The following is a 14201-nucleotide window of genomic DNA, read 5'->3' as shown; positions in this document are numbered from 1 at the left end:
ATTGATTGGCCCGACGCATTCGCGGGCAAGCCCGCTCCCAGCGTTAACTAGGTTTAAAGTCCAGCATCTGTGGCAGATCGACATCCCACAGCACCCCAGGATCGATCACCTGCACCTCATGCACGGTCGCACTGGCGAATAGCGGCTTGGCGCCACGATCTCCCCTCAACGCCATCAAGCCAGGCCCAAACTCACGACCAAAAGCCACAGGGTGCCCGTATTCACCTTCCTGCACTGGCACACTGATGCCACCCGCTCCCAGCGCCCCCACCACCCGCTCTATGCTCGACGACTGTATAAACGGCATATCCCCCAGCACCACCAGCCACCCATCCGCCTCACCACTGGCAGCGACCGCCGCCGCAAGGCTGTCTCCCATGCCCCCTGAGCGCAGCAGCAAAACCTGACAACCATGAGCCGAGGCCATGCGAATCACTTCAAGCCGGTCGGGCGAGGTCACTACCCAACGATTCACCACCGTCGCCGGCAAATTCACCAGCACCTGCTCGATCACCGTCCGTGTCACGCCATCCCGGCCGACGCAATCGGCCAGCAGCTTGTCCTGATCCGCACCGGCCGCTGCGCGAAACCGGCTGCCCTGCCCCGCCGCCAGCACAATCGCCGTGATACTCACTGCGCAACCACCGGCAGCGGTTTTTTCTGCAGCGGCGCCACGCCATTCTTGATCGCGACGATTTCCGCCATCAGCGACAACGCAATCTCCGACGGCGTATGGCTGCCGATATGCAAGCCAATCGGCCCATGCAAACGCGCAATGGCCTCGCCGGACAAGCCCAGCGCGGCAAGGTTTTCCCGGCGTTTCTGGCTATTGACCCGCGACCCCAGCGCGCCGATATAGAACGCACTGGAGTTCAGCGCCGTCAGCAAGGCCATGTCGTCCAGGCGCGGGTCATGGGTCAGACACACGATCGCGGTGCGCTCGTCGGTCTGGATATTCAGCACCGCTTCATCCGGCATGCCCGGCACAAAGCGGCCGTGCTGCGCTTCCCAGCCATAGACAAACTCTTCACGCGGGTCGCAGATCAGCACTTCGAAATCCAGCAACCGCGCCATTTCCGCCACATACCGCGACAGTTGCCCGGCACCGATCAACAGCAAGCGCCAGCGCGGGCCGTAGATAGCCCGCAAGCGTTCGCCATCGAAGGTCACGACATCGGTTTTGCTCGCGCCGCTCAGCGTCACCTCACCCGTGGCCAGGTCCAGCTCGCGGGCGACGATTTCATGCGCCTCACAACGCTGCAACAGATGCGAGACCCAATCCCAGTTCTCCACACGCTCTTCGGTCAGGCGCAGGGTTCCGCCGCACGGCAGGCCGAAACGCGCCGCCTCATCGCGAGTAACGCCATAGGTCACCAACTGCACCGCAGGCCCGTCTTCGGCCAGGCGCCCGTCCTGCAGGCGAGCGATCAGATCGTCCTCGATGCAACCGCCGGACACCGAGCCGATCACCACCCCATCGTCACGCAGCGCCAACATGGCGCCCGGCGGACGCGGTGCGCTGCCCCAGGTCTGGACCACGCTGTACAACACGACTCGGTGCCCGGCGCGGCGCCAGTCGAGCACGCTGCGCAGGACATTCAGATCCACACTGTCCATCAAGCCTCCCGCCAGCGTTATTGATGAAGTATTAACTGACTGTAAAACAAAAAGTTCCAAAATGGCCTGCCTGAAACGCAAACGCCCCGAACAAGTCGGGGCGTTTGGGCAGGGCTTTGGCGTCAGTTCACGCCATCAGCACTTACTTTACGGAAGCAGGGGCAGGACCTTCGGCCACACCCAGGTCATCTTCCTGACGGGTGTCGGAGATGCCAGTACCGCCGGACGCCAGCTCGCTTTGCAGCTTGTCGGTGTCCAGCTCCTTGACCCACTTGGCCACAACGATGGTGGCAACGGCGTTACCTACCAGGTTGGTCAGCGCACGGGCTTCGGACATGAAGCGGTCGATACCCAGGATCAGCGCCAGGCCGGCAACCGGCAGGTGGCCTACGGCCGACAGGGTTGCAGCCAGCACGATGAAGCCCGAACCGGTCACGCCTGCAGCGCCTTTGGAGGACAGCAGCAGCACCAGCAGCAGGGTGATCTGGTGGGTGATGTCCATGTGGGTGTCAGTCGCCTGAGCGATGAACACGGCAGCCATGGTCAGGTAGATCGAAGTACCGTCGAGGTTGAACGAGTAGCCGGTCGGGATCACCAGGCCTACTACGGATTTCTTCGCACCCAGACGCTCCATCTTGATCAGCATGCGTGGCAGTGCGGATTCGGAGGAGGACGTACCCAGAACGATCAGCAGCTCTTCACGGATATAGCGAATCAGTTTGATCACGCTGAAACCGTGGGCGCGGCAGATACCACCCAGCACCACCAGCACGAACAGGATGCAGGTGATGTAGAAGCAGATCATCAACTGGCCCAACTGCACCAGCGAACCCACACCGTAGGCACCGATGGTGAACGCCATGGCGCCCAGGGCACCGATTGGCGCGAGCTTCATGATCATGTTGATGATGTTGAACATCACATGCGCGAAGCGATCGATGAAGTCCAGCACCGGCTTGCCGTAGGCACCCAGGCGATGCAGGGCGAAACCGAAGATCACCGAGAACATCAGCACTTGCAGGATGTCACCGTTGGCGAACGCACCGACGATGGTGTTCGGGATCACGTTGAGGATAAAGCCAACGATGCTCTGGTCTTTACCGGCAGTCACGTAGGCCGCGACTTTCGAGGCGTCCAGGGTGGCCACGTCGATGTGCATGCCGGCGCCCGGTTGCACAACGTTCACCACGATCAGGCCGATCAGCAGGGCAACGGTGGAGACGATTTCGAAGTACAGCAGCGCGTAGCCGCCGGTTTTGCCGACCGATTTCATGCTTTGCATGCCAGCGATGCCGCTGACAACGGTGCAGAAGATGATCGGGGCAATGACCATTTTGATCAGCTTGATAAAGCCGTCACCCAGTGGCTTGAGGGCCACACCGGTCTCTGGGTAGAAGTGACCGAGCAAAATACCGATAACGATTGCAACGATCACCTGGAAATACAGGGATTTGTAGATTGGCTGACGAGTCGTCATTGCAAAGTTCCTCAATCGTCCCGTGTGGCAAATATCCGCCATTGCCCACGACACTTGAATTGCGAACCCTCCTGCACTGGAGGGATTTGTTGTTTGCGAGACCTGTGCACCAAGCCTGCGCTGTGATCTATATCGCAAACGCCGTGCCACTTTGCTGAAAAACCCCGCAGGCCCTTAGACATCAGGGCTTGAGCATTTCAGGCGCCGTTTGAGGCGATCAAACAGGTGGCGGATTTCCGCCCACTCATCCCGTCTCGTCCTACAATTTGGCGGATATCCGCCTTGTCGGTTCAGGTGGGTGTGACTACCATCCGCCACTCCATGGACGAGGCCTTCGCATGCGTGAACGTACCATCGCCAGTCACTACGCCCGGGCAGCCCTTGGCGGGGCGCGGCGGGCGGGTTACGACTATTGCGACCTGCTGCAACAGCTGGGCATCACGCCGCAGCTGCTGAGCGAGCCCCGCGCCCGCATCGCGCCGGAGCAATTTACCCGGCTGTTGCAGATGCTGTGGCTGGCCCTGGACGACGAGTACCTGGGGTTTGCCGACGGCCCCAGCAAACGCGGGACCTTTGCCATGATGTGCCATGCGCTGATCCACTGCCGCACGCTGGAGAAGGCTCTGGAACGCGGCTTATTATTTTATAGCCTATTCCCGCAAGGTCCGCGCTGGCAGCTGACCCGCGAAGGCGACATGGCCCGCTTGAGTCTGGATGATTCGCAGTTGTGGGACCCGGATCACTTCCTCAGTGAATGCCTGCTGGTGATCTGGCATCGGTTGGGCAGCTGGTTGATCGGCCAGCGCATTCGGCTGCACCAGGCGACGTTCAGCTACCCGGCGCCGGCCCACGCCGGTGAATATGACCTGTTGTTCCCCTGCACCCAGGTATTCGGCGCAACGCACAGCAGCCTGGTGTTTCCCAGCCGCTACCTGAGCCTGCCGCTGCTGCAGGATGAACGCACCCTCAAGCATTTTCTCGAACGCTCCCCCGCCGACCTGTTGTCCCGTCCGGATGAAGGCGACAGCCTGAGCAGCCAGTTACGCCGCCTGCTCAGCCGCGACCGCACGCCCTGGCCGGACCTGGAGGCCGTCGCGCAGCACCTGCACATCAGCCCGCAAACCCTGCGCCGACATTTGCGTGAAGAAGGCACCAGCTTTCAGGCGCTCAAGGATGAGTTGCGGCGGGACATCGCCATCTATCACCTGGGGCGGGCGGATTTGTCCTTGCAGGAGATCGCCGAACAGTTGGGGTTTTCCGAACCGTCGGCGTTTCATCGGGCGTTCAAGAAGTGGACGGGGCTGACGCCGGGGGCCTACCGCGCGCAAGAGAGTTAGATTTTTATTGATTGAGCTGACGCTTTCGCGAGCAAGCCCGCTCCCACATTCGACTGCATTCCACTGTTAGAACTCGGTCAAAATGTGGGAGCGGGCTTGCTCGCGAAGAGGCCCTTACAGCCAATAAAGATCAGACTGCCGGAAAGTGAATCTTGAACGCCGCCCCACCCAACGGTGAATCCCCAAGGGTCAGCCGTGCGCCATAGCTTTCAATGATGTCTTTAACCACCGCCAGGCCAATGCCCTGCCCCGGGTGCTGACGGTCCAGCCGCTCGCCCCTTTGCAGGATGCGTGCACGCTGGTCCGGCGGTACGCCCGGCCCATCATCTTCGATGCACAGCTCAGTGCCTTCCAGGCTTTCTACCAGGCTGATGCGCACTTCGCTCAGGCACAACCGATAGGCGTTTTCCAGCAGGTTGCCGAGCAACTCCAGCAACGCGCCCTTCTCGATCGGTACATCGCACTCCGGCGGCAAGTCAAAGAACACCGTGACGCGTTTGTCGCGGTAGACCTTGTCCAGCGTATCGCACAGGCTTTGCAGCACCGGCGCCAGCCGCACCTGATGGCGCACCAGGCCGCTTTTACGCAGGCTGGCGCGCTGCAGCTGGTAGCTGATCTGCTGGCTCATGCGCTCGATCTGGGATTGCAGCACCCACGCCTGGTCACGGTCTTCGGGGCGCTGGGCCATGTCTTCGCTCACCCCCTGCAACACCGCCAGTGGGGTTTTCAGGCTGTGGGCCAGGTCGTCGAGGGAATCGCGGTAACGCGCACGTTGTTCGCGCTCGCTGTGCAGCAAACGGTTAAGGGAGCCGGTCAGGCGCAGCAGCTCGCGAGGGTGTTCTTCGCTGAGGCTTTCGCGGGTGCCGCCTTCGATCTGGTCGAGTTCCTGGCTCAAGCGCCGTAGCGCTTGCAAGCCCCAGGTCAGGCCCAGCCAGAGCAAGGTCAGCAGCACCAGCAAGGCCGCGCCGAACCCCAGGTAGAGGTTTTCGCGCAAGCCTTCAAGGGTCAGCTGGTATTCGCGCACCGGCTGCAGGGCGACGATACTGAACGCCGCGCTCTTGCCGCCAAGCAGCTTGACCTCCACGTCATAGACGAAGAATTCCTGGCCGTTGGCTTCGCGAATCCGCGCAAACTCGTTGCCGCGCCCGTCGTAGCGCGGCTTGTAGTTGATGTTTTCTTCCTTGGTCGCCCGCGAGCGCCACACCAGGTGGCCTTCACGGTCATAGATATAGCCCAGCAGCCGGCTATCGGTGAGGTTGAAACGCTCATCCGGCAACTGCGCCGGCATCAGCAGGCGGTTATTTTCGACCCGCGCTGCCGAAATCAAGGTGGTGACGTCCGACGCCAGGCGTTGCTCGATGGAATCCTGCAACGCCAGGCTGAATGCGCCCTGCATCGCCGGTAACAAACCCAGCATAAACAGCACGGCCAGGGTGGCGGCCGCCAGCATCAAGCGCACGCGTAACGAGCGAATCAACGGCAGCGCTCGTTAAACAGATAGCCCAGGCCGCGCACGGTGTCGATCGGCTTGAACCCCCGCCGGGCCTTCCAGCTTGCGGCGCAGGCGGCCGACCAGCACTTCGATGACGTTCGGGTCGCGCTCGTCGTCATCGGGGTAGAGCTGTTCCATCAAACGGTCCTTTGCCACCACTTGCTGGTGATGGCGCATCAGGTATTCGAGGATCCGGTATTCGTAGGCGGTCAGTGCCAGGGGCTGCTCGTCGAGGGATGCCTGCTTACGGTTGAGGTCCAGCAACAACGGCCCAGCGACGATGGTCGACTGCGTAAAGCCGCTGGAGCGGCGCAGCAAGGCGTTCATCCGCGCCTCCAGCTCTTCGAACTGGAATGGTTTGACCACGTAGTCGTCGGCACCTGCGGCCAGGCCCTCGACCTTGTCCTGCCAGTTGCCGCGCGCGGTCAGGATCAGGATCGGGAAGGTCTTGGCCTGGCTGCGCAGTTGACGGATCAGGTCCAGGCCGCCCATGCCGGGCAGGCCCAGGTCGATGATCGCCAGGTCATGGTTGAATTGCCCGGTCTGGTACAGGGCTTCCTCGGCATTGGCCACGGCCTCGACCACATGCCCGCTGTCGGTGAGTCGGGTGAACAGGTGATGACGCAGCAGCGCCTCATCTTCCACGACCAGCAATTTCATAAGGCTCTCCAAAGCAATTCAACTGTCCGACAGGGGGATATCATAGCGGCCCTGCAAGTCTTGCGGGCGCAGTTTAATGCCATTGTAGTGGCCGGTCAGGTGTTCGTAGCCGGCGCGGTAGCTCGGCTGCGGGCTGGTGAGGCCCAGCGACTGCCCCCAGGGCGTCGGCTGGCTGCCCGCGTCTTCAACGCTGACGCGCTGAATCAGGGTGCTGGTTTTTTTGGTTTTCTCACGACCGAATGCGGCAAAGGCACCATCCGAAGCCTGGACGCCGGCGGTAGCACTGAGCATGGTTAACGCCAACATCAGCTTTTTAATCGCAGTCATGGGGCTTACCTCTACGCGTTTGGCTGTTGAACGCAGACTACGCAAGCGCCCCTGAACTCCCCCTGAACAGGCTCTGAACCTCGCCTGAACCACAGCGGGCTATCCTCAGGTGCAGCAACTCGGCAAAATACCGCCCATGACGCCCTTACCCGCTTGCTGCACCCCACTCGACGCCCATTGGCCGCTGCCCGAACCGTTGCCGGGCACGGTGTTTCTGAGCACCCGCTTTGACCCCAGCCTGCTGGCCGCGGGTGATTTCCAGCGCAGCGCCGTGCCGCCACCGCCGAGCATCCAGCGCTCGGTGGCCAAGCGCCAGGCCGAGTTCCTGGCCGGCCGGCTGTGTGCCCGCGCCGCGCTGCAACAACTCGATCACCTGGACTGCATCCCTGCAATCGGCGAAGACCGCGCCCCGGTGTGGCCCGCGCATATCAGCGGTTCCATCACCCACAGCACCGGGCACGCGGCGGCGATTGTCGGGCACAAGGCGCAATGGCGCGGGCTGGGCATGGACCTGGAGAATGTCCTGAGCCTGGAACGGGCCGAGCGCCTGGCCGGGGAAATTCTGACTGCGGATGAATTGCAGCGCATGGCCGCATTACCGCGTGAGCAGCATGCCCTGCTGGTGACGCTGACGTTTTCCGCCAAGGAAAGCCTGTTCAAGGCGCTCTACCCGATTGTGCACAAGCGCTTTTATTTTGAGCATGCCGAGTTGGTGGAGTGGTCCGACGCAGGGGCTGTGCGCCTGCGATTGCTGACGGACCTGTCCAGCGAGTGGCGCCATGGCACGGAGTTGGCGGGGCAGTTTGTGGTGAATGGCGAGCAGTTATTGAGCCTTGTGGCCATCAGCGCCTGATAGATCGCTATCGCAGGCAAGCCAGCGCCCACATTTGGAATGTATTCTCCTGTGGAAGCTGGCTTGCCAGCGGTGGCGGCATCAGGGTTTATCCTGGTCTCTGGGCCAACTCAAACTGAAACATGCCCCGCCCAGGTTGTTGCTCTTGCTGATCAGCGCCCGCCCGCCGTGCCAGTAAATAATCCGCCGCACAATCGACAACCCCAGGCCATGCCCGCCCGAGGCGCGGGTGCGGCTGTCGTCCAGCCGCAGGAACGGCGTGAAGATGCGCTCCCAGGCACTTTCCGGCACACCCGGGCCGTCGTCTTCCACATCGATACGGCAGCGCACCTGGCCCACCTGGTAACTGATCAACACCTGGCCCTGAGCGTGGCGCATGGCGTTGCTCACCAGGTTTTGCAGGGCGCGGTGCAGGTAGCGCGGTTCGGCGTCGACCCAGGCGTCATCCCAATGCGCCGAAGACAGGCAAATACCCCGCGCCACAGTGATCTGCGGGCGCAGTGGCGATAATTCGCCGATCACCTGATCGAGCAGCGCATCCAGGTCCACCCGTTGGAAATTCAGCTCCGGCGAGCCCTGTTCCAGGCGGGCGTAAGTCAGCATTTCATCCACCAGGCCATCCAGGTCCTGGATATCGTTGTCCATGCCCTCCAGGTATTTGCGCCGGGCTTCGGGTGTGGCGGCGTCGCCGATCATCTCCAGGCCAAAGCGCAAGCGCGCCACCGGCGTGCGCAGTTCGTGGGACACTGCCCGCACCAGTTCACGCTGGATCGCCAGCAATTGCTGCAAGTGCTCGGCCATGCCATTGAACGCGGCCGCCAGGCGCCCTACGGAGTCGGCGCCACGGGCCGGTACGCGCACTTGCAGGTTGCCCTTGGCGATACGCGTGGCGGCGGCTTCCAGCCCCCGCAGCCGCCGCTCAAGCTGGCGCACCAATAAATAGACGATCAGGCCGATCAGGGTCAGGCTGATCAAGGCGATCAGGATCAACCATTGCGCCGGGTAAGGGTTCATCTGAAACAGCGGGCCGATTTCCAGCACCCACGGCGTGCCGACCATGCCGGCGAATACGCGAATCGAATCGCCGCCCTTGCCCAGGGCCATCACCGTATCGCCTTCAGCCACGCGACGGCGCTGGTCGTCGTCCATATCGGCCTGGTCGAGGGTCATCAGGTGCATCTCGAAGCCAAAGCCCTTGGCTTCTTTTATAGCGGCCAGACGCTGCGGTTGCTCGGCCACCGGAAAACGCACCAATTCGTCAGCCAGCAGGTAAATAGTGGCGCGGGCCAGTTGTTCGCTGATCTGTTGCACTTCGCCTGTGAGCACAAGTTGCGAGCTGTCGCTGACCAGCCGCAATACCCGCGCCGCATGCGGCCCGGTTTGCTCTACCAGCACCTGCCCACGTTGCAGGCGATTACGTTGGCTGAGGTCCAACTGCGCGTCGGCCAGCGGGCGCAAGTCCAGGGGGATGCCCAGCAGGCGTTCCCACACAGCCAGGGCGCGCTGGCGCTCGATCGGGCTCATCGGCTGCAAATTGTCGCCCATCAGGGCAAAGGTGCCATGGGCCAGACGCTCGCGGTACTGGCCGCTGCGCACCTCGTTGAGCAAGTGCAAGGCCAGCACGCCAAGCAGCGCCACCAGGATCAGCGCCGCGCACATGCCGCCATAGATGCGCAGGAAGATCGAGTTCACAGCGGCATATCGGCGGCGGCTTCAGGCACGAACAGGTAGCCTTTGCTGCGGATGGTCTTGATCAAGCGCGGGTGGATCGGGTCATCGCCGATCTTGGGGCGAATCCGCGAGATGCGTACGTCGATCGAGCGGTCCTGGCCGTCATAGCCGATGCCGCGCAAGGCGATAAAAATTTCTTCGCGGGACAGGATGCGCCCGGCATTCGCCACCAACAGCCACAGCAGGTCGAATTCGGCGCTGGTCAGTTCGATGCCGCCCTCATGCAACCAGGCTTCGCGTAGCGCGTTATCAACCACCAGCGGGCCGAACTGCAGGCGCCGCTGGTTTTCCACGGCAACCGGTTCGGCGGGTTCGCTGCGCCGCAGCAGGGCCTGGATACGCGCCAGCAGCAAACGCGGGCGCACCGGCTTGCACACATAATCGTCGGCTCCCATGTCCAGGCCCAGCACTTGGTCCATGTCGTCTGTACGGGCCGTAAGCATCAGGATCACGCCGTCGTAGCGCTCGCGCACCTTGCGGCAGATGCTCAGGCCGTCTTCACCGGGCAGCATCAGGTCAAGGATCACCAGGTCCGGCTGCTCGGCAATGATCCGCGCCGCCGCCAGGGCCCCATCGCCTTCCACCGACACCCGCAGGCCGTTGCTCTCCAGATAGTCACGGGTCAACTCAGCCAAGCGCTGGTCATCCTCGACAATCAATACCTGCCAGGCTTCTTGCTCCACGGGTGATCCTCGTTTTTTATAAGAAGTTCTTAGGGTGGACTCGGTCGAATGTGGGAGCGGGCTTGCTCGCGAAGGCGGTGTACCAAACAACACGTCTGTTGCTGATGCAACGCCTTCGCGAGCAAGCCCGCTCCCACATGCTGATCATCGCCAGCCGCAGCCTGTCTGTCATGTTTTGATGGCATAACAAAGCAGATTGTAGCCATGGGCCAACCCTCAAACACAAGCCGGGAAATCCATTCGGTGATCAGGTTTTTTTGTGATAGGGTTCGCGCCCTCAAAAATCCAATCGGCTGTTTTTATCTTGGAATATTCGGTGACAAACGGCTGACTCCAGCAGTACTGCGGCCTACACGGCTGTTCCACGATTCATACACATTTTACCCACAGCGTTATCCACAGGTAGTGCGTTGCTAAGCCCCCCAAAACGCATTATCTTGTAGCTCGGCGCTAAAAAACCCTACATGTAGGGTTTTGAGCGAAAAGACCCAACACAAATCAGACAAGAAACTCAAGCCCTTTCTTGCTCCTGTTTGGTCTAACCAAAGCATTTTTTGAAAGCCCAAACCGCGCATGCGGATGGCAACCGTTTTCGAGCTACACAGAGCGGAAAACGGTACGGGTGTTGCAGTGCTGGAACCAGGCAACTGTCACCCACCAGGAATACGGCCAAGGGCTTCAAGCCCCGAACCAAAGACTTCGGCATGGAAGCGGCGCGATGAGCTCCCTTCCTCCTGTCCCGAAGTTGTTATGCCAGGCCAAGGCCTGTTGTAAGTGCTTCAGGACGGAACGGTGGGCACCGTGATGGTGCCCAAATAAATATAGAATGTGGAGACAACCCCCCATGCAAACCGACACAACTCGCGAGAACCCGCAAGGCTCCGTGCCGCAGGCCGCTGATTCGAATCTGGATCTGTCTGCTACCGCACCTGGCCAATTGCGTGTGATCAAGCGTAACGGCACTGTCGTTCCTTACACCGATGACAAAATCACCGTCGCCATCACCAAAGCGTTTCTTGCAGTTGAAGGCGGCACCGCTGCTGCCTCGTCGCGCATCCACGACACCGTTGCCCGTCTGACCGAACAGGTTACCGCGACCTTCAAGCGCCGCATGCCGTCGGGCGGCACCATCCACATCGAAGAAATCCAGGACCAGGTCGAACTGGCCCTGATGCGTGCCGGCGAGCAGAAAGTCGCGCGTGACTACGTGATCTATCGCGACGCCCGCTCCAAAGAGCGCGCCGTGCGTTCCCCGGCTGAAGAAGCGGCGGTACAAGCTCACCCGTCGATCCGCATCACCCTGGCTGACGGTACATTCGCGCCGCTGGACCTGGGCCGCCTGAACACCATCATCACCGAGGCCTGCGAAGGCCTGGAAGAAGTCGATGGTGATCTGATCCAGCGCGAAACCCTGAAAAACCTGTACGACGGCGTGGCCCTGACCGACGTCAACACCGCCCTGGTGATGACCGCCCGTACCCTGGTTGAACGTGAGCCGAACTACTCTTTCGTGACCGCACGCCTGCTGATGGACACCCTGCGTGCCGAAGGCCTGGGCTTCCTGAAAGTCGCCGACAGCGCCACTCACCACGAAATGGCCGACCTGTACGCCAAGGCCCTGCCGGCCTATATCGCCAAGGGTATCGAATTCGAATTGCTGAACCCGGTCCTGGCTACTTTCGACCTGGAAAAACTCGGCAAGGCGATCAACCACGAGCGCGACCAGCAGTTCACCTACCTGGGCCTGCAGACCCTGTACGACCGTTACTTCATCCACAAGGACGGGATCCGCTTCGAACTGCCGCAAGTGTTCTTCATGCGCGTGGCCATGGGCCTGGCGATTGAAGAGAAGCACAAAGAAGACCGTGCCATCGAGTTCTACAACCTGCTGTCGTCCTTCGACTACATGTCGTCGACCCCGACGCTGTTCAACGCCGGCACCCTGCGTCCACAGCTGTCCAGCTGCTACCTGACCACCGTGCCGGATGACCTGTCGGGCATCTACCACGCGATCCACGACAACGCCATGCTGTCCAAATTCGCTGGCGGCCTGGGCAACGACTGGACTCCGGTACGTGCCTTGGGTTCGTACATCAAGGGCACCAACGGCAAGTCCCAGGGCGTTGTACCGTTCCTGAAAGTGGTCAACGACACCGCCGTTGCGGTTAACCAGGGTGGCAAGCGCAAAGGCGCTGTGTGTGCCTACCTGGAAACCTGGCACATGGACATTGAAGAGTTCATCGAGCTGCGCAAGAACACCGGTGATGATCGTCGTCGTACCCACGACATGAACACCGCCAACTGGATCCCTGACCTGTTCATGAAGCGCGTCTTCGATGACGGCCCGTGGACCCTGTTCTCGCCATCCGAAGTGCCGGACCTGCACGACCTGACCGGTAAAGCCTTCGAAGAGCGCTACGAGTACTACGAAGCACTGTCCCAGTACCCGGGCAAGATCAAGCTGTTCAAGACCATCCAGGCCAAAGACCTGTGGCGCAAAATGCTCTCCATGCTGTTTGAAACCGGCCACCCATGGCTGACCTTCAAAGACCCGTGCAACCTGCGCAGCCCGCAGCAGCACGTGGGCGTGGTCCACAGCTCGAACCTGTGCACCGAGATCACCTTGAACACCAACAAGGACGAGATCGCCGTTTGCAACCTCGGCTCGATCAACCTGCCGAACCACATCGTCAACGGCAAGCTGGACACCGCCAAGCTGGAGCGCACCGTCAACACCGCTGTTCGCATGCTCGATAACGTGATCGACATCAACTACTACTCGGTGCCACAGGCGCAGAACTCCAACTTCAAGCACCGTCCGGTCGGCCTGGGCATCATGGGCTTCCAGGACGCGCTGTACCTGCAGCACATTCCTTACGGTTCGGATGCTGCGGTCGAGTTCGCCGACAAGTCCATGGAAGCGGTCAGCTACTATGCGATCCAGGCTTCCTGCGACCTGGCCGACGAGCGCGGTGCCTACGAGACGTTCCAGGGTTCGCTGTGGTCCAAGGGCATCCTGCCGCTGGATTCGCAACAGATCCTGATCGAGCAACGTGGCCAGAAGTACATCGACGTTGACCTGAACGAATCCCTGGACTGGGCGCCGGTACGTGCCCGTGTGCAAAAAGGTATTCGTAACTCCAACATCATGGCCATCGCACCGACCGCGACCATCGCCAACATCACCGGCGTATCGCAGTCGATCGAACCGACTTATCAGAACCTGTATGTGAAATCGAACCTGTCGGGCGAATTCACCGTGATCAACCCGTACCTGGTACGCGACCTGAAAGCCCGCGGCCTGTGGGACTCGGTCATGATCAACGACCTGAAGTACTACGACGGTTCGGTGCAACAGATCGAGCGCATCCCGCAAGAACTCAAAGAGCTCTACGCGACCGCGTTCGAAGTGGACACCAAGTGGATCGTTGACGCCGCCAGCCGTCGTCAGAAGTGGATCGACCAGGCCCAGTCGCTGAACCTGTACATCGCCGGCGCTTCGGGCAAGAAGCTCGACGTGACCTACCGCATGGCGTGGTACCGTGGCCTGAAAACCACTTACTACCTCCGTGCCCTGGCCGCGACCAGCACCGAGAAGTCGACCATCAACACCGGTAAGCTGAACGCTGTTTCCAGCGGCAACCATGGTGATGATTCGGTTCTGGCTGCTCCAGCCGGCCCGGCACCAGTGCCAAAGGCTTGCGCGATTGACGAGCCGGATTGCGAAGCTTGCCAATAAGCTGAGCAGTTACTGAAGGCCCGTTAACCGGAAGGTTAACGGGCTTTCTCGTTTTCTGCAGGGCAGCCTTATATAAATTCGTACGCTCCCCCCCACCTCCAATCCTCTGGCTTGGGCCGACCACCTTGCCCCCCCACAATTCTACATTCCCCCCGATCACCGCCATCGTGTGCCCGCCATAGGCGACAACACCCAACGCACCCTCGGCAAGATCATCACTCGAAGATTTCTTGTACAGACCCTTGAGCCCCAAGCGATCGAGCACTTCATCGGGGCGCTCACCGT

General features: G+C 61.1%; 10 protein-coding genes and 1 pseudogene. 3 read left to right on the top strand and 8 right to left on the bottom strand.

All coding sequences use genetic code 11. The features are described from left to right. Positions 1 to 43: 43 nt before the first annotated feature. The 3 genes from LRS56_02515 to LRS56_02505 all read right to left on the bottom strand — a co-directional run bounded on the left by LRS56_02515 (position 44) and on the right by LRS56_02505 (position 3094). On the bottom strand, positions 44 to 634 hold the full coding sequence (locus LRS56_02515; protein WDU63455.1) for a nucleotidyltransferase family protein: 591 nt from the start codon (positions 632 to 634) through the stop codon (positions 44 to 46). After that, positions 631 to 1617 (bottom strand): XdhC family protein, encoded by a 987-nt coding sequence (locus LRS56_02510; protein WDU63454.1) that lies wholly within the window; start codon positions 1615 to 1617, stop codon positions 631 to 633. The genes LRS56_02515 and LRS56_02510 overlap by 4 nt, the downstream gene beginning before the upstream one ends. A 142-nt stretch (positions 1618 to 1759) precedes the next feature. Then, complete coding sequence (locus LRS56_02505; protein WDU63453.1) at positions 1760 to 3094, bottom strand: dicarboxylate/amino acid:cation symporter; 1335 nt, start codon at positions 3092 to 3094, stop codon at positions 1760 to 1762. 338 nt (positions 3095 to 3432) lie between these two features. Here LRS56_02505 and LRS56_02500 point away from each other — a divergent pair, with 338 nt between their 5' ends. Beyond that, a complete protein-coding gene (locus tag LRS56_02500) occupies positions 3433 to 4431 on the top strand; it encodes an AraC family transcriptional regulator (protein WDU63452.1) in 999 nt (332 codons plus the stop codon). Between the two features lie 130 nt (positions 4432 to 4561). On the opposite strand, the gene LRS56_02495 is transcribed toward LRS56_02500, so the two are convergent. From LRS56_02495 to LRS56_02485, 3 genes and pseudogenes are all read right to left on the bottom strand, one after another. Beyond that, on the bottom strand, positions 4562 to 5908 hold the full coding sequence (locus tag LRS56_02495) for an ATP-binding protein (protein ID WDU63451.1): 1347 nt from the start codon (positions 5906 to 5908) through the stop codon (positions 4562 to 4564). After that, positions 5905 to 6583 (bottom strand): annotated as a pseudogene (locus LRS56_02490) (response regulator). The gene LRS56_02495 and the pseudogene LRS56_02490 overlap by 4 nt, the downstream one beginning before the upstream one ends. An 18-nt stretch (positions 6584 to 6601) precedes the next feature. Further along, positions 6602 to 6910, bottom strand: a complete 309-nt coding sequence (locus LRS56_02485) for a hypothetical protein (GenBank protein WDU63450.1) — start codon at positions 6908 to 6910, stop codon at positions 6602 to 6604. 136 nt (positions 6911 to 7046) lie between these two features. Between LRS56_02485 and LRS56_02480 the strand changes: the two genes are divergently transcribed. Further along, positions 7047 to 7763 carry a 4'-phosphopantetheinyl transferase superfamily protein gene (locus LRS56_02480; protein WDU63449.1) on the top strand — a complete coding sequence of 239 codons (717 nt, stop codon included), beginning with the start codon at positions 7047 to 7049 and terminating at the stop codon, positions 7761 to 7763. Between the two features lie 81 nt (positions 7764 to 7844). Here the strand turns inward: LRS56_02480 and LRS56_02475 are convergent, their stop codons facing one another. Then, positions 7845 to 9455: an ATP-binding protein gene (locus LRS56_02475; protein WDU63448.1), complete on the bottom strand. Its 1611-nt coding sequence runs from the start codon at positions 9453 to 9455 to the stop codon at positions 7845 to 7847. Next, a complete protein-coding gene (locus LRS56_02470; protein ID WDU63447.1) occupies positions 9452 to 10177 on the bottom strand; it encodes a response regulator in 726 nt (241 codons plus the stop codon). Before LRS56_02470 ends, LRS56_02475 begins: the two co-directional genes overlap by 4 nt. Before the next feature lie 844 nt (positions 10178 to 11021). Here LRS56_02470 and LRS56_02465 point away from each other — a divergent pair. After that, positions 11022 to 13916, top strand: a complete 2895-nt coding sequence (locus LRS56_02465; GenBank protein ID WDU63446.1) for a ribonucleoside-diphosphate reductase subunit alpha — start codon at positions 11022 to 11024, stop codon at positions 13914 to 13916. Positions 13917 to 14201 lie beyond the last annotated feature (285 nt).

This window comes from Pseudomonas poae (genome assembly GCA_028869255.1).
GTDB lineage: Bacteria > Pseudomonadota > Gammaproteobacteria > Pseudomonadales > Pseudomonadaceae > Aquipseudomonas > Aquipseudomonas poae_C.
Note: the sequence above shows the minus strand (reverse complement) of the source record. Positions and strands in the feature narration are given on the sequence as shown.

Coding starts and splice junctions, on each gene's coding strand:
- LRS56_02510 (WDU63454.1), bottom strand. CDS start 1,617: ATGGACAGTGTGGATCTGAATGTCCTGCGCAGCGTGCTCGACTGGCGC.
- LRS56_02505 (WDU63453.1), bottom strand. CDS start 3,094: ATGACGACTCGTCAGCCAATCTACAAATCCCTGTATTTCCAGGTGATC.
- LRS56_02500 (WDU63452.1), top strand. CDS start 3,433: ATGCGTGAACGTACCATCGCCAGTCACTACGCCCGGGCAGCCCTTGGC.
- LRS56_02485 (WDU63450.1), bottom strand. CDS start 6,910: ATGACTGCGATTAAAAAGCTGATGTTGGCGTTAACCATGCTCAGTGCT.
- LRS56_02480 (WDU63449.1), top strand. CDS start 7,047: ATGACGCCCTTACCCGCTTGCTGCACCCCACTCGACGCCCATTGGCCG.
- LRS56_02465 (WDU63446.1), top strand. CDS start 11,022: ATGCAAACCGACACAACTCGCGAGAACCCGCAAGGCTCCGTGCCGCAG.